The organism is Streptomyces sp. rh34, assembly GCF_002551245.1.
Lineage (GTDB): Bacteria > Actinomycetota > Actinomycetes > Streptomycetales > Streptomycetaceae > Streptomyces.
On sequence record NZ_NTGZ01000005.1, the window covers coordinates 1 to 18,718 of the forward strand.

An 18,718-nucleotide genomic window follows, 5' to 3' on the forward strand; every position below is an offset into this window, starting at 1 on the left:
ATGTGTATAAGAGACAGGTCCGACGCCCCCCGCGACGCCCGCCCCTGGTTCGCGGCGCCGGGGCCGCGGCGGCCATCGGCGGCGCGGCCGGACCGTCCTGCTCGGAGCCCTCGGGCTGCTCCTCGCCGCGGGCGCGCTGAGCCTGGCGGAACTGGCCATGGAGCCCGGGCGGGACGACACCGCCGCCGACTTCGTACGCGAGTCGCCGTCCGGCCCGTCCGGCGCCGCACCCGAGGAGCCGTCCGCCGACGAGCCCCGTGACCCCGGCCCGGTCGACTCCCCGGCCGGGGCGACCACGCACCCCTCGACGGACGCCTCGGCGGCCGGCAACGGCGGCCACTCGCGGGCGCCGAGCCCCGAAGCCTCCGCCACGGGTGACACGGATGAGCCCACCGCCTCCCCGGACCCCGACGACACGGACCGGTCCGACGCCCCCGACAGCCCGCCCGCCGATCCGCCGGAGCCGGACGATCCGCACGAGCCGGACGATCCGCACGAGCCGACGACCGCGCCCGCACCCCCGCCGCCCCCGGCGGACCCGACGCCCACCCCGACGCCGTCCCCGACCTGCACCCGCTTCCTGTGGTGGTGCACGTAGTCCGGACACACCCTAGGCGGGCACCTCGCCCAGCATCCGGCGCAGCAGGTCCCGCAGGACCGTGCGCTCGGCGTCGGAGAGGCCGGCCAGCGGCTCCCGGGCGAAGTCCAGCGCGTCCCGCAGCCGGCGGGCCGTGCGCCTGCCCTCCTCCGTCGCGGCGGCCAGCTTGATCCGCCGGTCGGCCGGATCGGGCCTGCGCTCGACCAGCTCCCGGGTCTCCAGCCGGTCGATGATCCCGGTGACGTTGGACGGCTCGCACTTCAGCCTGAGGGCGATCTTCCGCATCGGCAGCGGCTCCAGCGAGAGCAGCCCGAGCACGCGTGCCTGCGCCCCGGTGAGGGAGTGCTCGGCGGCGGCCCGGTCGTACTCCTCGTGGTAGCGCGCCACGACGGCGCCGATGAGCTCGACGACCTCGACGGTCAGGGGGTCTGTGCGAGTGGCCATGGAGCACAGCGTACCGATTTACTTGACATCATGAAATATTCAGGAGCATGGTTGTTTCATGTCATGAAGCTTTTCGCGCCACCGGGCGCGGAAGCGCACCCCCTCGTATGACATTGAGGAGAACCCGAGCCCATGTCTGCAGCACTTCCCACGTCCAGCCGTGAATGGCACCTCGTCGCCCGCCCGCACGGCTGGCCCAAGGCCGAGGACTTCGCGCTGCGTGAGGCCGAGGTCGCCGCTCCGGCCGAAGGCCGCGTCCTCGTCCGCAACAAGCACTTCTCGGTCGACCCGTACATGCGCGGCCGGATGAACGACGTGAAGTCCTACACCCCGCCCTTCCAGCTCGACCGCCCCATGGACGGCGGCGCGGTCGGCGAGGTCATCGCCTCGAACGCCGAGGGCTTCGCCGTCGGCGACCACGTCCTGCACGGCCAGGGCTGGCGCGAGATCGCCGACGTGCACGCGAAGAACGCGGTCAAGGTCGACCCCGGCCTCGCCCCGCTCTCCGCCTACCTCGGCGTGCTCGGCATGACCGGACTCACCGCCTACGCGGGCCTGTTCGACGTCGCCTCCTTCAAGGAGGGCGACGCGGTCTTCGTCTCCGGCGCGGCCGGCGCCGTCGGCAGCCAGGTCGGCCAGATGGCGAAGCTCAAGGGCGCCTCCCGGGTCATCGGCTCCGCGGGCTCCGACGAGAAGGTCAAGCTCCTCACCGAGGAGTACGGTTTCGACGCCGCGTTCAACTACAAGAACGGGCCCGTCCGCGACCAGCTCAAGGAAGCCGCCCCCGACGGCATCGACGTCTACTTCGACAACGTCGGCGGCGAGCACCTCGAAGCCGCGATCTCCTCGCTCAACGTGCACGGCCGCGCCACCATCTGCGGAATGATCGCCCAGTACAACGCGACCGAGCCGACCCCCGGCCCGAGCAACATGGCGCTGATCATCGGCAAGCGGCTGCGCCTGACGGGCATGCTCGTCGGCGACCACGCCGACCTCCAGCCCCGGTTCGTCCAGGAGGTCGCCGGCTGGCTGGCCTCGGGCGAGCTGAAGTACCAGGAGACGAAGGTCGAGGGCATCGAGAAGGGCTACGACGCGTTCGTCGGGCTGCTGCGCGGTGAGAACACCGGGAAGATGATCGTCTCCCTGGTCTGACCCGCCCCCTGCCGGTCACGGTCACCCGTTAGGCTCATCCGAAGGCCGTCGCGATCGTGGGCGCGAGTCGCGGCGCACCAACAGGAGGAATCCTCACACCATGACCATCCAGAAGATCGACGTCGCCTACACCGCCGTCGCCACCGCCGAGAACGGCCGGGACGGACGGGTCTCCTCCGACGACGGTCAGCTCGACGTCGTCGTCAACCCGCCGAAGGCCATGGGCGGCAGTGGCGCGGGCACCAACCCCGAGCAGCCCTCTGGGCGGGCTACAGCGCCTGCTTCCAGGGCGCGCTGGGCGTCGTCGCCCGCCAGGAGAAGGCCGACATCTCCGGCTCGACCGTGACCGCCTCGGTCTCGATCGGCAAGACGGAGGCCGGCGGCTTCGGCCTGGAGGTCGCGATCAGCGCCTCCATCCCGAACGTCGACGCCGCCACCGCGCAGGCGCTCATCGAGAAGGCCCACCAGGTCTGCCCGTACTCGAACGCCACGCGCGGCAACATCGACGTCACGCTCTCGGTCGTCTGACCGCGGCACCGCCGGCCCCAGTGCCGCGTGAGGACCGCACCCCATCCCGGGGCGCGGTCCTCACCGCTTTCCACCCGCCAGTACGCTGACGCCCATGAGTGATCTCGGGGCGGGTTTCGGCTACTTGATGAAGGGGCAGCGCTGGGTTGCCCAACACGGGCGATGGTTCGGATTCGGGCTGCTGCCCGGACTCGTCACCCTCGTCGTCTACGCCGGAGCTCTGATCGGACTCGGCTACGGGGCCGACGACCTCGTCGGCTGGGCGACCCCGTTCGCCGACGACTGGTCCTCGCCCTGGCAGGGCCTGTTGCGCACCGGGCTGACCGCGTTCGTCTTCGTCTTCGGCCTGTTCCTCGCGGTCATCACCTTCACCGCCGTCACCCTCCTGGTCGGCCAGCCCTTCTACGAGTCGCTCTCCGAGGAGGTCGACCGCAGCGAGGGCGGCGACGTCCCCGAGTCCGGGCTGCCGCTCTGGCGGGAACTGTGGATCTCCGCCCGCGACTCCCTGCGCATCCTGCTGCGCGTCGCCCTGTACGGGATCGTCCTCTTCGCCTGCGGTTTCATCCCCGTCATCGGGCAGACCGTGGTCCCCGCGATCGGCTTCTGCGTCTCCGGCTACTTCCTCGCCGAGGAGCTGACCGCCGTCGCCCTCCAGCGCCGGGGCATGGCCCTCAAGGACCGCCTCGTCCTGCTGCGCGGGCGCCGGATGCTGGTGCTCGGCTTCGGCGTCCCGCTGACCCTGGCCTTCCTCGTCCCCGTCGTCGCGGTGTTCCTGATGCCGGGAGCCGTCGCCGGGGCCACCCTCCTCGCCCGCGACCTGGTGGACCCCGACGCGGCGGCGGACCCGGGCCCGGGCCCCGGCACCGCCGACAGCGGTGACGCACCGGTGCCCCGGGCGTGGTCCGCGTGACCGAACTGCTGGCGGTCGCCGCCATCACCGTCCTCGCGGTCGTCTCCCCGGGCGCCGACTTCGCGATGGTCGTGCGCAACAGCTATCTGTACGGGCGCGCCACCGGCGTCCTCGCGGCCACCGGCGTCGCGGCGGGCGTCCTGGTCCACGTCACGTACACGATGCTCGGCGTCGGGCTGCTCATCGCCTCCTCGACCGCCCTGTTCACCGCGGTCAAGCTGGCGGGCGCCGCCTATCTGATCTACATCGGGGTGCGCACCTTCCTGGCCCGCGCCGACCTCGACGTCGACCTGACGGACCGGCCGGGGCTCTCCCCGTTCGGGGCGCTGCGCAGCGGCTTCCTGACCAACGCCCTCAACCCGAAGACGACCCTGTTCGTCGTCGCGACCTTCACCCAGGTCGTCGGACCCGGCACCGCCCTGTGGCAGCAGGCGGGTTACGGCCTGTTCATGTCGGCCGCCCACCTCGGCTGGTTCGCCCTCGTCGCGCTGTTCTTCTCGCACTCACGGCTGCGCGGCGCGATGCTGCGCCGCCAGAAGGCCCTCAACCGCTCGATCGGCTCGGTCCTGGTCGGCCTCGGCGTCACCCTGGGCCTGGCCCGCTGACACGACGCGCCCCCGACCCGGTTCGCGTACCCCGTGCCGGGGGCCCGGGTCACCGGCCCTACGCGGGCGGCTCCGGGGCCGTGATGGTGCGGTAGGCGATCTCCGCCAGCCGGGCCTGGCCGTCGCGGCTCGGGTGGAACCAGTCCCACTGGCTGAGCTGCGCCCCGGTGAAGCGGAAGTCGAACACCGCCCCGCCGTCGTACCGGCAGTACCGGTCCTTCGCGCACACCTCCCGCAGCACCCCGTTGTACGCGACCACCCGCTCCCGCACCGCGTCCCGCCGGGCCACGGCCGCCGGGCCCAGATCGTCCGCGTCGGCCAGCATCGACTGACAGATCCCGAGCTGCCAGATCTTCTTGCCCAGCTCGTTCACCCGCCCCGTCGACCAGAGCCGCTTCAGGTCCGGCACGCTGGAGACGTACACCTGCGCCTTCGGGGCCCCGGCCCGCAGCTGCCGCATCGACGCCTCGAACGACGCCCGGAAGTCCGCCACCGGCGTCATCAGCCGCACCGAGTCCCGGCACGCGTCGTTCGCGCCCGTCATCACCGTCACCAGCTCCGGCCGCTCCTTCGCCGCCAGCGCCATCTGCTCGGGCAACTGCGCCATCCGGGACCCCGACACCGCGTGGTTCCAGCTGCGGTCCGCGGCTCCGGACGGGCCGAGCAGCCGGACCGCGAGACTGCGCACGGCGTCGTCCGAACCGGTCGCCCACGACACCTCGGGACAGTCGGCCAGCACCGAGCACGCGTCGAAGCCCCGGGTGATCGAGTCCCCGACCGCCGCGACCGACCCGGGCCGCGGGTTCCAGTCCGGGGTGGGAGAGGGGGACGGCGAGGCGCCGCGCGAGGCCGCGGGCGCGTTCCGCGACACGCCGCCGTCCGCCCCGTCTGCGCTGCATCCGGCGAGGGCGGCGACGCCGACGCACGAGAGCGCCGTCAACGCGGCGACGGCGGTACGCATACGTGGGCGTGTCACTCGCTCCGGCATCGGTCGGATCCCCTCCGGTCAACCAGTGGCCTATGCCTCTGGACATGCCCCCCGGCAACCACACGATCCCCAGGTCGGGGCTGTGCGCGCCCTGCCGGGTGAAAGCCGGCGAATCAGGGGCCCGAGACCGACGGTACGTCACACGGACGGCCCCGGCGCACGGTAGCTTTTCCCCGTCGAACCAGCGGCGTCCCGCCCGCCCGCGTTCACACGGGCGGCTCCGGTACATTACGTCACGTCACATACTGTCCCTTTTCAGGAGATTAACTCCCGATGCTGTTTACTGATGACAACCTCGGGGACCGGCCGGAAAGAGGCGGTATGGGCGCGAGGCCGCTGGGGAAGGCGTACCTCGTCCCACACGGGAGGTTCCGGTGACGACACGTGGAGTCCTGTACGTTCACTCCGCACCGCGCGCGCTGTGCCCACATGTCGAGTGGGCAGTGGCGGGCGTCCTCGGTGTGCGGGTCCAGCTGGACTGGATCAGACAGCCGGCCGCACCCGGCACCTGGCGGTCCGAGTTCTCCTGGAAGGGCCGCGCCGGCACCGCCTCGCAGCTCGCCTCCGCCCTGCGCGGCTGGGACCTGCTGCGCTTCGAGGTGACCGCCGAGCCGTGCCCCACCGCCGAGGGCGAGCGCTACAGCTCCACCCCCGGCCTCGGCATCTTCCACGCCGTCACCGGCATGCACGGCGACATCCTGATCCCCGAGGACCGGTTGCGGGCGGCGCTGGCCCGATCGGCGCGCGGCGAGAGCGACCTGGAGGCCGAGATCGCCTCGCTCCTCGGCAAGCCCTGGGACGACGAGCTGGAGTCCTTCCGCCACGCAGGCGAGGGCGCGCCCGTCCGCTGGCTCCACCAGGTGGTGTAGGAGCCTCCGCCGCCCTTCGAGAACAAGCCCCTCCGGCGCCTTTCACCCAGCGGTGATCGGCGAGCAGCCCAAGCCCCTCCGGCGACTGAGGAGCGGGGTCCGGGCAGAGCCCGGAAGAACGACGAAGCCCGCCTCCCAGGACCCGGGAAGCGGGCTTCACACGTACACGGGTGGCGTCACACGGACCGGAACGCCAGCACCACGTTGTGCCCACCGAATCCGAACGAGTTGTTGATCGCCGCGATCGGCCCCTCGGGCAGCACCCGCGGCTCACCGCGCACGACGTCCGCGTCGATCGCCTCGTCCAGCTCGTCGATGTTGATGGTCGGCGGGGCGATGCGGTGGCGCAGCGCCAGCACCGTCGCCACGGTCTCGATGCCGCCCGCGCCACCCAGCAGGTGACCCGTCATCGACTTCGTCGCCGAGATCGCGACATGGTCGAGGTCGTCGCCCAGCACCAAGCGCAGCGCCTTGATCTCCGCGAGGTCGCCCTGCGGCGTCGACGTGGCGTGCGCGTTGAGGTGGACCACCTCGGACGGCTTGAGGTCGCTGGAGTCCAGCAGGTTCCGCATCGCGGCGGCGATGCCCCGCCCGGTGGGCTCGGGCTGCGCGATGTGGTGCGCGTCGGCCGAGAGGCCCTGTCCGAGCACCTCGCAGTAGACCTTCGCGCCGCGCTTGGCGGCGTGCTCGGCGGACTCCAGGACGACGACGCCCGCACCCTCGCCGAGGACGAAGCCGTCCCGGCCGGTGTCGTACGGACGAGAGGCCTTCTCGGGCTCGTCGTTGCTCTTGGACATCGCCATCATGTTGGCGAACGCGGCGATCGGCAGCGGGTGGATCGCCGCCTCGGTGCCGCCGGCGACGACCACGTCGGCACGGCCGGTACGGATCATCTCGACGGCGTACCCGATCGCCTCGGCGCCCGAGGCACAGGCGGAGACGGGCGTGTGGACACCGGCCTGGGCGTTGACCTCCAGGCCGACGTTGGCCGCCGGGCCGTTGGGCATGAGCATGGGAACGGTGTGCGGGGAGACGCGGCGTACGCCCTTCTCCTTCAGCACGTCGTACTGGTCGAGCAGGGTGATCACGCCGCCGATGCCGGAGGCGATGACCGAGCCCAGACGTTCGGGGGCGATGCTCTCGTCCTCGCCGGCCTTGGCGGTGAAGCCCGCGTCCGCCCAGGCCTCGCGGGCCGCGATCAGCGCGAACTGCGCCGAGCGGTCCAGCTTGCGGGCCAGCGGGCGGGGAAGGACGTCGCCCGGGTCGACGGCCGCGGGGGCGGCGATCCGGACGGGCAGTTCGGCGAAGCGCTCGCCTTCGAGAGGCTTGACGCCGGACCGGCCGGCCATCAGACCTTCCCAGGTCGATGCGGAGTCGCCACCCAGCGGAGTGGTTGCGCCGATACCGGTGACGACCACGGTGCGATTGGTCGAGTTCACTGGAAAATCTTCTCCACGTGTAGAGGGTCGTGAATCAGCGGCGCCACCGCCGGGTGGCGACACAGCCGGGCTGGGATCAGCCCTGGTGCTTCAGGATGTAGTCGGCGGCGTCGCCGACCGTCTTGAGGTTCTTGACGTCCTCGTCGGGGATCTTGACGTCGAAGCGCTCCTCGGCGGCGACGACGACCTCGACCATGGACAGCGAGTCGACGTCCAGGTCGTCGGTGAAGGACTTGTCCAGCTGGACGTCCTCGACCGGGATACCGGCGATCTCGTTGACGATCTCGGCGAGACCGGTGACGATCTCTTCCTGCGTGGCGGCCATGTTGGGGCTCCTTCGGTGGGTTTCTTCGGGGTTCGTGCGTACGGACCAAAAGGTCCGGTGTGCCTAGGGGAGGGTAACGACCGTCGCGGCGTAGACGAGACCCGCCCCGAAGCCGATGACGAGCGCGGTGTCGCCGCTCTTCGCCTGACCGGTCGCCAGGAGCCGCTCCATCGCGAGCGGAATCGAGGCGGCGGACGTGTTGCCGGTGGACTCGATGTCACGGGCGACCGTGACGTGATCCGGCAGTTTCAGGGTCTTCACCATCGAGTCGATGATCCGCATGTTGGCCTGGTGCGGAATGAAGACGTCCAGGTCTTCCGGGGCGATCCCGGCCGCGTCCAGCGCCTGCTGGGCGACCTTCGCCATCTCGAAGACGGCCCAGCGGAAGACCGCCTGGCCCTCCTGCGTGATGGCCGGGAACTTGATCTCGCCCTTCGAGTCGAGCGGCAGCTTGGAGACGTCGCCGACGTGCAGGTCGTTCCAGGCCACCGTCTGCTTGATGGTCTCGGACTTGTCGCCCTCGGAGCCCCACACGGTCGGGCCGATGGCCGGCTCCTGGGAGGGGCCGACGACGACCGCGCCCGCGCCGTCACCGAACAGGAAGGCCGTCGCGCGGTCCTCCAGGTCGGTCAGGTCGCTGAGCCGCTCCACGCCGATCACGAGGACGTACTCCGCGGAGCCCTCGACGATCATGCCCTTGGCGAGGGTGAGGCCGTAGCCGAAGCCCGCGCACCCGGCCGAGATGTCGAAGGCGGCGGGCTTGCCCGAGCCGATCTTGTGGGCGATCTCGGTGGCGACGGCCGGGGTCTGCTTGAAGTGCGAGACGGTCGAGACGACGACCGCGCCGATCTGCTCGGGATCGATGCCCGCGTCGGCGATGGCCTTGCCGGACGCCTCGATCGACATCGCGGCCACGGTCTCCTCCTCGGAGGCCCAGTGGCGGGTGACGATGCCGGAGCGGGAGCGGATCCACTCGTCGGAGGAGTCGATCGTTTCGAGGATCACCTCGTTCGGCACGACCCGGGTCGGGCGGTAGCCGCCGACCCCGAGGATCCGTGCGTACGGGGCGCCCTTGCTGGGCTTGATCTTCGACATGCTCGCTCCTTAGGCGCCTGCGTGCTCGGAAGCGAGCGCGCGGGCCGCGTCGAGGTCGTCGGGGGTCTTGAGCGCGAGCGTCTTCACGCCGGGCAGCCCGCGCTTGGCGAGCCCGGTCAGCGTGCCGCCGGGGCTCAGCTCGACGAGTGCGGTGACGCCCAGCGACTGGAAGGTCTCCATGCACAGGTCCCAGCGGACCGGATTGGCGACCTGCCCGACGAGCCGTGCGACGACCTCGGTGCCGGTGGCCACGGTGTGGCCGTCGGCGTTCGAAACGTAACGCACGGTCGGGTCGGAGACCGTGAGGTCGCCGACCGCCGCGCGCAGCTTCTCCACGGCCGGGGCCATGTGATGCGTGTGGAACGCGCCGGCCACCTTGAGCACGACGACCCGGCGCACGCCCTCGGGCATGTCGGCCTCCAGGGCGGCGATCTGGGCGGCGGTGCCCGCGGCGACGATCTGGCCGCCGCCGTTGACGTTGGCCGGGGTCAGACCGAGCTTCTCCAGGTGCGGGACCGACACCTCGGGGTCGCCGCCGAGGAGGGCCGCCATGCCGGTCTCGGTGACCGCGGCGGCCTCGGCCATGCCGAGCCCCCGGGTGCGGACGAAGCGCAGCGCGGCCTCGTCGTCGATGACACCGGCGAGCGCCGCGGCGGTGATCTCACCGACACTGTGACCCGCGACGACGTCGGGGGAGGGCGCGTCCAGGGCGGCGGCCGAGAGCAGGCCCGCGGCGACCAGGAGCGGCTGCGCGACGGCCGTGTCGCGGATCTCGTCCGCGTCGGCCTTCGTGCCGTAGTGGGCAAGGTCGAGCCCGATGGCGTCGGACCAGGCCGCGATGCGGTCGGCGGCACCGGGGAGGTCGAGCCAGGGAGTCAGGAAGCCGGGCGTCTGAGCGCCTTGGCCGGGAGCGACGAGTACGAGCACCCTCACACTCTCTCTTGTGGACGGCTCCGCACGCCCGTGGGGACAGGGACGAAGAACCGTCGGGGGAATTGTTGAAGTCCAACAAAAGTCTAGGACTGAGGATCCGCCGCGGCCAAGCGCCCCAGGATCAGGGCGATCCTCAGCGTGAACGCGGAGCGCACATCGGAAGGTGACCATCCGGTGACGTCGGTCACACGTCGCAGCCGGTAGCGCACGGTGTTGGGGTGCACGAAAAGCATCCGGGCGGCGCCTTCCAGGCTGCTCGCCTGCTCAAGATAGACACTCAGCGTTTCCAGAAGAGCCGAACCGGCCTCTTCCAGCGGTCTGTAGATCTCCTCCACCAGCTGGTCCCGCGCGGCCGGGTCTCCGGCCATCGCCCGCTCCGGGAGGAGATCGTCCGCGAGGACGGGCCGGGGCGCGTCCTGCCACGCCAGGCACGCCTTCAGCCCGGCCGCCGCCGCCTGCGCGGACCGGGTCGCCGCCAGCAGGTCCGGCACCACAGGACCCGCGACGACCGGTCCGGCGGCGTACGGCCCGATCAGGCCCTTCGCGACCTGGAGCGGGTTGTCGCTGCCGCCCGCGATGACGACGAGGCGGTTGCCCAGGACGCCGGTGAGGACCTGGAGCTTGGCGTGCCGGGCGGCGCGCCGGATCGCCTCCACGGTCAGCTCGCTGTCTCCGTCGGGCGCGGTGCCGAGGATCACGCACACATGCTCGGGCGAGTTCCAGCCGAGCGCGGCGGCCCGCGACACGGCCCCCTCGTCGGCCTCGCCGGAGAGCACCGCGTTCACCACGAGGGATTCCAGCCGGGCGTCCCAGGCGCCCCGGGCCTCGGCGGCCTGGGCGTAGACCTGGGCGGTGGCGAAGGCGATCTCACGCGCGTAGACGAGGAGCGCCTCCCGCAGGAGCGACTCGTCGCCCGGGGCGGCCACCTCCTCGATCGCCGTCTCCATGACCTCGATCGTGGTGCGGACCATCTCCACGGTCTGCCGCAGGGTGATGGCCCGGGTCAGTTCGCGCGGAGCGGTGCCGAACACATCGGTCGAGATGGCCTGCGGGGTCTCGGGATGACGGAACCACTCGGTGAACGCGGCGATGCCGGCCTGGGCGACCAGGCCGATCCACGAGCGGTTCTCCGGAGGCATCGCCCGGTACCACGGCAGCGATTCGTCCATGCGGGCAATCGCGTTCGCGGCCAGCCGGCCGGAGGACTGCTCCAGCCGTTTCAGGGTCGCGGCGTGCAGGTGGGCGTCGTGGGCGGGGGGCTGCTCAGGATCGGGTCGGGGCACGAGGACAAGACTGCCTTATCGGGCCGGTGGATCGGTGGGCCGGGGCAACGGTGCCACGTACCGGCAGGTAGGCGCACACCTGACGCGACGGTTCCGTTCCGGTGGCCGTGCGACGGGCGCGACGGTTCCGCTCCCGCGGCCGTGCGACGCGCGACGGTTCCGCTCCCGCGGCCGTGCCACGGGCGAGACCGTTCCCCCCTCCCGCGGCCGTGCGACGGGCGCCCCCGGGCTACCGTGGCCGGGTGATTTCCGTGCACCGGTCCGATGACCGCTACCGGGGCGGGGACGAGGCCGCCGGGATCATCACCCGGCACGCCCTCTCCTTCGGTCCCCACTACGACCCGGACAACCTCCGCTTCGGCCCGATCCTGGCCTGCAACGAGGAGCGCCTCGCCCCGGGCGCGGGCTTCGAGGAGCACCCGCACAGCCATACGGAGATCGTCACCTGGGTCGTCGAGGGCGAGCTGACCCACCGCGATTCGGCCGGCCACTCCACCGTCGTCCGCGCCGGGGACGTGGCCCACCTGAGCGCCGCCTCCGGGGTCCGCCACGTCGAACGCAACGACGGCACGGACCCGTTGACCTTCCTCCAGATGTGGCTGGCCCCCCTGGAGCCGGGCGGCGCACCCTCGTACACGGTCGCCCCCGGCATCGCCGACTCCACCCCGTACGCCCTGCCCGGCGCGGGCGCGATGCTCCACGCCCGCCGCCTGGCCGGGGGCGAGCGCACGGCGGTCCCGGACGCGGTGCGCGCCTACGTCCACGTGGTGAGGGGGCGGGTCGCCCTGGGCGACGAGGAGCTGGGCCCCGGCGACGCCGCCCGGATCACCGGCGCGGAGGGCCTGGAGGCGGTCGCGGTGGCGGGGCCGGCGGAGCTGCTGGTGTGGGAGCTGGCGGGTTGAGGCGTCAAGCGGAGCGGCGGGCCCGCCAGAGGTCGCGGAGCAGTGCGATCTCGGCCATGTGGTGGATGAGTTCCAGATTGGCGTTGGCCAGCACACCGACGTACGGGTCGTCGGGGTCGGAGCCGTACGGATACTGCGAGAGGCCCACGATGTCGAGCTGTTCGTCGGTGAGCGTGGCGATGCTCGCACGGTGCCGGTCGACCGTCTCCCAGAACCGGTCGAGCGCGAGCGGGGCGGACGGCGTGAAGTCGACCAGCAGATGCGGGTCCCGCCGCCGTTCGCCGAAGGTCCACTCCCAGCGGCCCGCGAAGTCGGAGTGCAGGTGACCCAGCCGCCACGCGATGGTGGTGACCGGCACGACATCGGGCTCCGGCTCACCGGTGAACGCGAGAACCTCCTCGACCCGTTCGGCGCTCACGCTCCAGTCCTCGGCGATCTTCGCCACGGACATGCCGCCCGCCGCCTGCCGTGCGACCTCCGCGTACTCGCTCGCCGGGATCTCCGGCGCACCCTTGTCGAGCACCCACGCGCCGGGCCCGTACGCCCGGGGCGTCACCGCCTCGTCCCGAGGCCGGATCGACCAGCTTCCGGGGGCCGGCTCCCACAGGTACTCCTCGTCCCCGAGGCCTTTCAGCCTGACCTGAGCCGTCTCCCGCGCCTGGTCGAACTGCTCGATCAGGATGCTCAGCCGGTCGGTCCGTCGATCGTGGTCGTTCATGCGCGGCTCCCTCGTCCTCGCGCCACGCGATCCACGGCGCACGGAGGGAAGTTAATGGCTCACCTCGCGGCGCGCGACCGAATTCCGGGGAGGCCGGGGGCCGGGGGGCCGCCGGGAACAGGAGGTCAGGCCTCGGCGCGCTTCTCCCGCTCGTCCGCGATCCGGTCCAGCTCGCGCATCGCCTGGGAGTGCCCGCTCATCCGCCGGCTCACGTGGCCGGTCGTGAACAGCGCGGTCCCCACGAGCGATACGGGAAGGGACAGCCCCAGGACGAGCAGCGCCTCGGGCCAGTCGCGTTCGTCCTCGCAGTAATCGCCCTTCCACAGACCCTCGTTGGCCGTGCCGCCCTCCGTGAACAGGCGCGCCGCGCACTCGTCGGTGTGGCCGTTGCGCGTTTCGACCTCGTAGTCCGTCAGGAGCAGAATCGCGCACCAGCCCCACAGCAGGGCCGACAGGAGCAACAGGCCGGTTCCGCAGTCGCGTATGCGGGTGGACCGCTCACGGAATTCGAGGTCGTACTCTCGTGATCGCATGGCGGACGAATCTAGCAGCGCGCGACGGGGCCGGTCCGCCCTCACGGCAACGTGCGGGTGAGCCAGACCACTTCGCCGTTCTCCTCCGTGGAGACGTGGTCCCGCTCGAACGCGAGCTTCTCCAGGACGCGGAGCGACGCGGTGTTCCACGTGGCCACGGTCGACCAGATCCTCTTCCGCCCGGTCGCGGCGGCGGATTCGAGTACCGCACCGGCCGCCTCGGTGGCGTAACCGTGCCCGTGGGCGCGTTGGAACAGCTCGTACGCGATCTCGGGCTCCTCCAGGGTGGAGCGGCCGATGATCAGTCCGCAGTAGCCGATGAAATCGCCCTCCTCGCGGCGCTGGATGGGCAGCAGGGCGATCCCCGTGGTCTCCGTCGCGGCGAGCAGCTCCGCTATGGACGTCCGGATGCGTTCGACCGGGGGTTTCCCCTTGCCGCGTTCGGCGAGCAGGTCGCTGAACGCGGCGGCGTCCGCCCCGTCCCACGGTCGCAGGATCAGGCGCTCGGTCTCCAGGTGGAAGGGCATGGTCGCGTAGGCAGACATGGGCTCACTCTGCCATTCCGTCCCCCCGCTCACCCGGGGCCGGGTCCGTCCTTGCGTGCGCGGACGGCCAGGGCGGCGACCAGCAGGGTTGGGACGAGCAGGAGCGAGAACGTGATCGCGTAGCCGCCGAGCCGGCTCGTCCCGGCGGCCAGTCCGGCGTTGAGGACGGCGGTGGCGAACGCCAGGACGACGACCTGCCCGAGGTTCATGTTGGTCTGCATGGCGCTGGTGGTGTGGCCCAGCCGGTCCGGTGTGCTGTGCGAGAGCGACAGCACGGTGACGCACGGATCGAGCATTCCCATCCCGATCGCCGCCAGCGGCATGGCCACCATGGCGAGCACCGGGGACACCCCGGAGAAGCTGCCCACGACGGCGAAGGCGACGGACGCCGCCATGATCAGGGCGCCGACCGTGACGAGCCGGTGCCGGGCGACGCCCTGGAGGAGCTTCCCCTGCACCCATGAGGCGACCGCCCACAGAACGGCCGAGGCGGTGAACGCCACGCCGACCGTCACCGCCGCCACCCGCCGCTCGGTGATCAGCATCAACGGCACCAGCGCCTCGATGGTGAAGTACGTACCAGAGGTCAGCCCGCGCAGCAGAACGGCGGTGGGGAGGCCCCGGGCGCTGCGCCAGGTGCCCTGCGGCAGCAGGCGGGGCGCGAAGGCGACCAGGAGCACGACCCCGGCGGCGACGAACAGCAGATGGCGCGCGTCCCACCCCGAGACGCCGTACTGGCCGAGCGCCGCGCCCAGGCTGAGCATCCCGGCGACCACCAGCGGTGGCCGGGAGGCGCGTTCCCCGGCGGGCGGGGCCTGGTCCTCATCGCCCGCGGGGGCCCTGCGGAGCACGGCGAGGAGGGCGACCGCGGGCAGTGCCGTCAGCACGGCCAGGCCGTAGAAGACCGTCCGCCAGGACCACACCTCGGCGACCACCCCGGCGACCGGCGGCCCGACCAGGGACGGGATGATCCAGCTCGCGCTCATCATCGCGAGCATCCTGGGCCGCAGATTCTCCGGATACGACTGGCCGATGGCGGTCGTCACCGACACCGCCACCATCCCGGCCGCCAGACCGTCGACGAAGCGGCCGATCACCAACTGCCAGATCGAGACGCTGGACGCCGACACCAGCAGCGTCACCACGGAGAGGACCATGCCCAGGGCCAGCGGCCGCCGGGCGCCGGAGCGGTCCGCCCAGTGCCCGCCCAGCACCCCACCGAGCAGACTGGCGGCCACAAAGCTGCCCGCCACCAGGGGGAACAGGGACACCCCGTCCAGATCCTCGGCCGCCGTCGGCAGCGTCGGCACCACGGCCAGCGCGGCGAAGCCGGTCAGGAACATCACTGCGGCGAAGGTCAGGGTGGCCGCCGCGTACTGCCGGGAGAAGATCCCCGGCAGGGTGTCGCTCGGTGCGTCGCTCCGTGGTGGACGGAGGGCTTGTTCCGCGGTCATCGGCGTCCCGTCGCAGTAGCTCGCCACCCCGAGACTTGGTGCAGACCAATCGGAGCCAGGCGCGAAGCTATGCCAGGGGCCGATTCCCGGGCAACCGTATTTCGGCGCACGCGGGAGGACGCGAAGCAGGGCGGTACGGCGGCCAGTTGCCCGCCGGTCGTCGGGGACGGATCGGCGGAGGGGCTGTGCGCCCAGGCGCTTTCCGGCCGGCTCTTGGGCGGAGCCTTATGGCCGAGCCTTTTCGCCCCGTCCTCGGTCGTCCTCGTTCACGAACCCGAGGAACAGGACATCCTCCAGGTCCTCGGGATCGAGCGTGTTGTGACGGAACCGGACAGGTTGCCCCACCTGGGGCGCTTCGGCCCGGCGAGTCACGCGCCGGATACTTCCGGCCCCGGCCCCGACCCCGGCCACTGCGGCGGTGATCGTGATGTCGTAGTAGGGCCCGGTATCCGGGTCGCGATCGTCATCCTCGACGACCTCGGTGACGGTGCCCACGGACTCCTGGCCGTCGGCGTACATCGCGCGGACGCGTTCCCTGTCCGCCGCGATCCAGAAGCGCACGGCCAGGGCGAGGAAGGCGATGGCGAGCAGCATTCCGACCGTCGTGGACAAGAACCACCCCGACCGGTGGTGGAACTCGGTCTGGAACGCGGCGACGTAGATGCTGACAGCGACCATGAGTGCGCACAGGCCCATCCCGACCGCGACGAGCGCCCCGAAGACGCGCTCCCGCAGAGCCCCGTGATGGATGCGCGCCCTCGTCCCAGGCGTTCTCGCCAGACGCGTCCATTGCTCGCTCCGCCCCTTCACGCCTCGAACCTCCACTTCCCGTCCTCGCGCAGAAACGGCGACCCCGGCGCAGGCTTGAGCGGTCCGCCTTCGCCGCCGATGCGGACACCGTCGAGCACGTAGCCGGCCCGCCACACGTCGTCGTGTGCCTCGGTGAGGAACACGACGCTGTCGGCCAGGCCCGGGTCGCGGAAGGCATAGACCTGCCAGGCGGTGCCCGGTGCGATCGCGTCGACCCAGGAGCCGTGCGGGTAGTCGGCGAGCTGCGCGGTGTGCCGTGCGCCGTCGACGCCCCTGTAGCGCAGCAGGATCGTGTGTCCGTCGCTGTCGTCGGCGCTGAGGACCACGGTCGCCTTGCGCGGCGTGCGGTCGAGCGCGGGCAGGGGGCCGCGTGTGGCTCTCCACAGAGTCACGAACATCCAGATCATCAGTACCGCGGCGAGAGCACCGAGCACGATCAGTGTCCACATCAGCACGTGCCCCCACCCGGCCCAGCTCAGCCACAGCGTCGCGGCGGTGAAGACGCCACAGCCGCCGAACACCGCGACCGGGATCGCCCAGCCGTGGCGGATCAGGAATGGTGCCTCCGGCCCGGTGCCCACGAACAGCCGCGTCACGATCCGGTCGAGCAGTGGCTCGCGAGCGGAGTCCTGGCGGTTCATGCCTCGGCTCCCCCTGCTCCCTCGGCCTGGTGGTCCGGGAATCCGTCGAACAGCGCGTCACGCACGTTCTGAGGGTCGAAAGTGTTGTGGCGGAAGCGGATCGACCGTTCGACCCAGGAGGAGGGATCGTCGCCGTCGTGCCAGTTCAGGCGTCGGCGCAGCGGCGCCTCTCCCGGCGAGTCCGCGCTGATCACGAACTCGTACCACTCCAGGTCCTCTCCCTCGGCCGGGTGGGTGATCACCTCATCGATCCGTCCCACGGAGACGTGCCCGTCGGCGAAGACCGCAGTGAGCCGTCGCCTCTCCGCCACCGCCCCCAGCGCCATCCCGCCGATGAAGCCCACGACGACGGGCCCCCACAACCAGAAATAGACGTCGATGCGGTCGATGTCCGCCACCTCGAACCACACGGCGACGGCCATGGTCACGAGGGACCCCGCGGTGATCGCGTGGACGCCACCGACCGTGAGGACCGCGCCGACGGTCTCCAGGCGGGACCAGCGGCGGATGCGGGCGCGGGTCCCGGGCGTGCGCGCCTGGGCCATCCACTCCGCCGTCTGCACGTCGGGCTGCGTCAGCTTGCGCAGCATCGTGTACTTCGACCGGCTCATCTCGCGTCCCTTCGAGCGGCCTTCCGGTCTGCGCCCCAGGCCAGGTACGAGCCCCTGTTCACCGCCGGGGTCACATCTGCCGTCGAGGGATGGGCGACGTTCCTCCGACCGCAGCATTCTTCCATGGCCGGTGCTTCCGATCACAGGGGCGGAACAGCTTGGGGTGGCCGACGCGCGACGCGAAGCAGGGCGGTACGAGGGCCAGTTGCCCGTGCCGCCCTGCTCCCGGTAACGGTCGTGTCAGCGCAGCCCGTCCACGAACGCCTGCCAGGCGTGGGCCCCGAGGACGATGGCGGGGCCGGTCGGGTTCTTGCTGTCGCGGACGGGGACGGACCCGCAGGGGGAGCCGACGGCGGTCTCGACGCATTCGCCGCCGGTGCTGCCGCTGTACGAGGAGGTCCGCCAGGCGGCGCCGCTGGTCACGGTGCACTCGACGCAGTCGCCGCCCGTGCTTCCGCTGTAGCTGGACTTACGCCAGTCCGCGTTCGTCAGGTCAGGGCCGGTCTCCATAACGCTCCTCCATCACGCGGCTGATCCGCGCCACCGATTCCTCGACGGAGAGTGCGGTGGCCTGGAGGTGAGCGTATCGGAGCGAGGCCTCCCTGACCGTCTCCGGGTTGGCCGTCATATGGCCGGAGATGAGGTCCTCGGTGTAGATGACATCAGGGTCGTCCTCGAAGCGCATGCCGGTGAACGAGCCATCCAAGCTCGCGTGTTCACCCGCCTCGAACGGCAGCACCTGGATCCGCATCCAGCGGTGCGCCGCGTAGTCCAACAACTTCTGGAGTTGGGCCCGCATCACCTCGTGCCCGCCGATCGGCCGGTACAGCACCGCCTCGTCCAGGATCGCCCAGGCCAGCGGCGGCTTCTCCCGCTCCAGGATCCGCTGGCGCTCCATCCGGGCGGCGAGCAGACCCTCCAGGTCGTCGGGCATACCGGTGGTCAGGACCGCTCGCGCGTACTCCTCCGTCTGCAACAGCCCGTAGACCACCTGCGCCTGGTACGTCGAGATGTACGCGGCCTTCGCCTCCATGTCCGCGTACGGCTGGAACCACGTCGGCAACTGGCTCCGCAGCACCAGCACCACCAGCCGCGAGAACGTCCCGTCCGTCCCCAGCGCCGCGTCCACGCGCTCCGAGAAGTCGCGGGTGGGGATCTTCTTCGTCGTCTCGATCTGGCCGACCAGCGAGCCCGTGCAGAAGATGATGGTGCCCAACTGCGGCTGCGTCAGGCCCTGGGCCTCGCGTTGGCGGCGCAACTCCCCGCCGTAGTAAGCGAGCGGGGAAGCGTCGGGATCGAGCGTCTGGATGTTGGCCACGGATGGACCTCCGGGTG

The 18,718-nt window shown here is 71.4% G+C and carries 22 protein-coding genes and 1 pseudogene; 7 read left to right on the forward strand and 16 right to left on the reverse strand.

The window, feature by feature from the left end:
• Positions 1 to 157: 157 nt before the first annotated feature.
• On the forward strand, positions 158 to 598 hold the full coding sequence (locus CR470_RS02270; RefSeq protein WP_257138356.1) for a hypothetical protein: 441 nt from the start codon (positions 158 to 160) through the stop codon (positions 596 to 598).
• Positions 599 to 610: 12 nt separating this feature from the next.
• On the opposite strand, the gene CR470_RS02275 is transcribed toward CR470_RS02270, so the two are convergent.
• Positions 611 to 1,042: a MarR family winged helix-turn-helix transcriptional regulator gene (locus CR470_RS02275; RefSeq protein ID WP_097865898.1), complete on the reverse strand. Its 432-nt coding sequence runs from the start codon at positions 1,040 to 1,042 to the stop codon at positions 611 to 613.
• A gap of 132 nt (positions 1,043 to 1,174) precedes the next feature.
• On the opposite strand from CR470_RS02275, the gene CR470_RS02280 reads away from it, so the two are divergent.
• The 4 genes and pseudogenes from CR470_RS02280 (at position 1,175) to CR470_RS02295 (ending at position 4,237) form a co-directional block, all read left to right on the forward strand.
• Positions 1,175 to 2,194 carry an NADP-dependent oxidoreductase gene (locus tag CR470_RS02280; RefSeq protein WP_097865899.1) on the forward strand — a complete coding sequence of 340 codons (1,020 nt, stop codon included), beginning with the start codon at positions 1,175 to 1,177 and terminating at the stop codon, positions 2,192 to 2,194.
• Positions 2,195 to 2,294: 100 nt separating this feature from the next.
• A pseudogene (locus tag CR470_RS02285) lies at positions 2,295 to 2,722 on the forward strand (organic hydroperoxide resistance protein).
• Positions 2,723 to 2,816: 94 nt separating this feature from the next.
• A complete protein-coding gene (locus CR470_RS02290; protein ID WP_097865900.1) occupies positions 2,817 to 3,632 on the forward strand; it encodes an EI24 domain-containing protein in 816 nt (271 codons plus the stop codon).
• Positions 3,629 to 4,237, forward strand: coding sequence for a LysE family transporter (locus tag CR470_RS02295; protein ID WP_097865980.1), 609 nt, complete (start codon positions 3,629 to 3,631; stop codon positions 4,235 to 4,237). Before CR470_RS02290 ends, CR470_RS02295 begins: the two co-directional genes overlap by 4 nt.
• Before the next feature lie 58 nt (positions 4,238 to 4,295).
• On the opposite strand, the gene CR470_RS02300 is transcribed toward CR470_RS02295, so the two are convergent.
• Entirely contained in the window at positions 4,296 to 5,198 is a 903-nt protein-coding gene (locus tag CR470_RS02300) for an SGNH/GDSL hydrolase family protein (protein WP_179892106.1), read from the reverse strand.
• Between the two features lie 401 nt (positions 5,199 to 5,599).
• Between CR470_RS02300 and CR470_RS02305 the strand changes: the two genes are divergently transcribed.
• Positions 5,600 to 6,094 carry a DUF3145 domain-containing protein gene (locus CR470_RS02305; RefSeq protein WP_097865902.1) on the forward strand — a complete coding sequence of 165 codons (495 nt, stop codon included), beginning with the start codon at positions 5,600 to 5,602 and terminating at the stop codon, positions 6,092 to 6,094.
• A gap of 176 nt (positions 6,095 to 6,270) precedes the next feature.
• Here the strand turns inward: CR470_RS02305 and fabF are convergent, their stop codons facing one another.
• The 5 genes from fabF to CR470_RS02330 all read right to left on the reverse strand — a co-directional run bounded on the left by fabF (position 6,271) and on the right by CR470_RS02330 (position 11,169).
• Positions 6,271 to 7,533: a beta-ketoacyl-ACP synthase II gene (gene fabF, locus CR470_RS02310; RefSeq protein WP_097865903.1), complete on the reverse strand. Its 1,263-nt coding sequence runs from the start codon at positions 7,531 to 7,533 to the stop codon at positions 6,271 to 6,273.
• Between the two features lie 76 nt (positions 7,534 to 7,609).
• A complete protein-coding gene (locus CR470_RS02315) occupies positions 7,610 to 7,858 on the reverse strand; it encodes an acyl carrier protein (protein WP_014045780.1) in 249 nt (82 codons plus the stop codon).
• 63 nt (positions 7,859 to 7,921) lie between these two features.
• Entirely contained in the window at positions 7,922 to 8,953 is a 1,032-nt protein-coding gene (locus CR470_RS02320) for a ketoacyl-ACP synthase III (protein ID WP_097865904.1), read from the reverse strand.
• 9 nt (positions 8,954 to 8,962) lie between these two features.
• A complete protein-coding gene (locus tag CR470_RS02325; protein ID WP_097865905.1) occupies positions 8,963 to 9,880 on the reverse strand; it encodes an ACP S-malonyltransferase in 918 nt (305 codons plus the stop codon).
• Positions 9,881 to 9,969: 89 nt separating this feature from the next.
• Positions 9,970 to 11,169: a PucR family transcriptional regulator gene (locus CR470_RS02330; RefSeq protein WP_097865906.1), complete on the reverse strand. Its 1,200-nt coding sequence runs from the start codon at positions 11,167 to 11,169 to the stop codon at positions 9,970 to 9,972.
• A 242-nt stretch (positions 11,170 to 11,411) separates the two neighbouring features.
• Here CR470_RS02330 and CR470_RS02335 point away from each other — a divergent pair, with 242 nt between their 5' ends.
• Entirely contained in the window at positions 11,412 to 12,071 is a 660-nt protein-coding gene (locus CR470_RS02335) for a pirin family protein (protein WP_097865907.1), read from the forward strand.
• A gap of 4 nt (positions 12,072 to 12,075) precedes the next feature.
• On the opposite strand, the gene CR470_RS02340 is transcribed toward CR470_RS02335, so the two are convergent.
• From CR470_RS02340 to CR470_RS02380, 9 genes are all read right to left on the reverse strand, one after another.
• Complete coding sequence (locus tag CR470_RS02340) at positions 12,076 to 12,789, reverse strand: DinB family protein (protein WP_097865908.1); 714 nt, start codon at positions 12,787 to 12,789, stop codon at positions 12,076 to 12,078.
• A gap of 125 nt (positions 12,790 to 12,914) precedes the next feature.
• On the reverse strand, positions 12,915 to 13,322 hold the full coding sequence (locus CR470_RS02345) for a hypothetical protein (RefSeq protein WP_097865909.1): 408 nt from the start codon (positions 13,320 to 13,322) through the stop codon (positions 12,915 to 12,917).
• 41 nt (positions 13,323 to 13,363) lie between these two features.
• Positions 13,364 to 13,867 carry a GNAT family N-acetyltransferase gene (locus CR470_RS02350; protein ID WP_097865910.1) on the reverse strand — a complete coding sequence of 168 codons (504 nt, stop codon included), beginning with the start codon at positions 13,865 to 13,867 and terminating at the stop codon, positions 13,364 to 13,366.
• A gap of 29 nt (positions 13,868 to 13,896) precedes the next feature.
• The gene (locus tag CR470_RS02355; protein WP_097865911.1) at positions 13,897 to 15,321 is read right to left on the reverse strand and encodes an MFS transporter; all 1,425 of its coding nucleotides are present in this window, start codon (positions 15,319 to 15,321) and stop codon (positions 13,897 to 13,899) included.
• 225 nt (positions 15,322 to 15,546) lie between these two features.
• Positions 15,547 to 15,915: a hypothetical protein gene (locus CR470_RS39030; RefSeq protein ID WP_143663754.1), complete on the reverse strand. Its 369-nt coding sequence runs from the start codon at positions 15,913 to 15,915 to the stop codon at positions 15,547 to 15,549.
• 212 nt (positions 15,916 to 16,127) lie between these two features.
• On the reverse strand, positions 16,128 to 16,772 hold the full coding sequence (locus CR470_RS02365; protein WP_097865913.1) for a hypothetical protein: 645 nt from the start codon (positions 16,770 to 16,772) through the stop codon (positions 16,128 to 16,130).
• Positions 16,769 to 17,383, reverse strand: a complete 615-nt coding sequence (locus CR470_RS02370; protein ID WP_097865914.1) for a hypothetical protein — start codon at positions 17,381 to 17,383, stop codon at positions 16,769 to 16,771. The genes CR470_RS02365 and CR470_RS02370 overlap by 4 nt, the downstream gene beginning before the upstream one ends.
• Positions 17,384 to 17,623: 240 nt before the next feature.
• On the reverse strand, positions 17,624 to 17,893 hold the full coding sequence (locus CR470_RS02375; protein WP_097865915.1) for a DUF397 domain-containing protein: 270 nt from the start codon (positions 17,891 to 17,893) through the stop codon (positions 17,624 to 17,626).
• On the reverse strand, positions 17,877 to 18,701 hold the full coding sequence (locus tag CR470_RS02380) for a helix-turn-helix domain-containing protein (RefSeq protein WP_097865916.1): 825 nt from the start codon (positions 18,699 to 18,701) through the stop codon (positions 17,877 to 17,879). Before CR470_RS02380 ends, CR470_RS02375 begins: the two co-directional genes overlap by 17 nt.
• Positions 18,702 to 18,718 lie beyond the last annotated feature (17 nt).

Excerpts from the sequence above, each read along its gene's own strand:
- CR470_RS02370 (WP_097865914.1), bottom strand. The coding sequence starts at position 17,383 with ATGAGCCGGTCGAAGTACACGATGCTGCGCAAGCTGACGCAGCCCGAC.
- CR470_RS02315 (WP_014045780.1), bottom strand. The coding sequence starts at position 7,858 with ATGGCCGCCACGCAGGAAGAGATCGTCACCGGTCTCGCCGAGATCGTC.
- CR470_RS02300 (WP_179892106.1), bottom strand. The coding sequence starts at position 5,198 with ATGCGTACCGCCGTCGCCGCGTTGACGGCGCTCTCGTGCGTCGGCGTC.
- CR470_RS02365 (WP_097865913.1), bottom strand. The coding sequence starts at position 16,772 with ATGAACCGCCAGGACTCCGCTCGCGAGCCACTGCTCGACCGGATCGTG.
- CR470_RS02345 (WP_097865909.1), bottom strand. The coding sequence starts at position 13,322 with ATGCGATCACGAGAGTACGACCTCGAATTCCGTGAGCGGTCCACCCGC.
- CR470_RS02280 (WP_097865899.1), top strand. The coding sequence starts at position 1,175 with ATGTCTGCAGCACTTCCCACGTCCAGCCGTGAATGGCACCTCGTCGCC.
- CR470_RS02270 (WP_257138356.1), top strand. The coding sequence starts at position 158 with ATGGAGCCCGGGCGGGACGACACCGCCGCCGACTTCGTACGCGAGTCG.
- CR470_RS02275 (WP_097865898.1), bottom strand. The coding sequence starts at position 1,042 with ATGGCCACTCGCACAGACCCCCTGACCGTCGAGGTCGTCGAGCTCATC.
- CR470_RS02290 (WP_097865900.1), top strand. The coding sequence starts at position 2,817 with ATGAGTGATCTCGGGGCGGGTTTCGGCTACTTGATGAAGGGGCAGCGC.
- CR470_RS02375 (WP_097865915.1), bottom strand. The coding sequence starts at position 17,893 with ATGGAGACCGGCCCTGACCTGACGAACGCGGACTGGCGTAAGTCCAGC.
- CR470_RS02340 (WP_097865908.1), bottom strand. The coding sequence starts at position 12,789 with ATGAACGACCACGATCGACGGACCGACCGGCTGAGCATCCTGATCGAG.
- CR470_RS02320 (WP_097865904.1), bottom strand. The coding sequence starts at position 8,953 with ATGTCGAAGATCAAGCCCAGCAAGGGCGCCCCGTACGCACGGATCCTC.
- CR470_RS39030 (WP_143663754.1), bottom strand. The coding sequence starts at position 15,915 with ATGCTGCTCGCCATCGCCTTCCTCGCCCTGGCCGTGCGCTTCTGGATC.
- CR470_RS02350 (WP_097865910.1), bottom strand. The coding sequence starts at position 13,867 with ATGTCTGCCTACGCGACCATGCCCTTCCACCTGGAGACCGAGCGCCTG.
- CR470_RS02355 (WP_097865911.1), bottom strand. The coding sequence starts at position 15,321 with ATGACCGCGGAACAAGCCCTCCGTCCACCACGGAGCGACGCACCGAGC.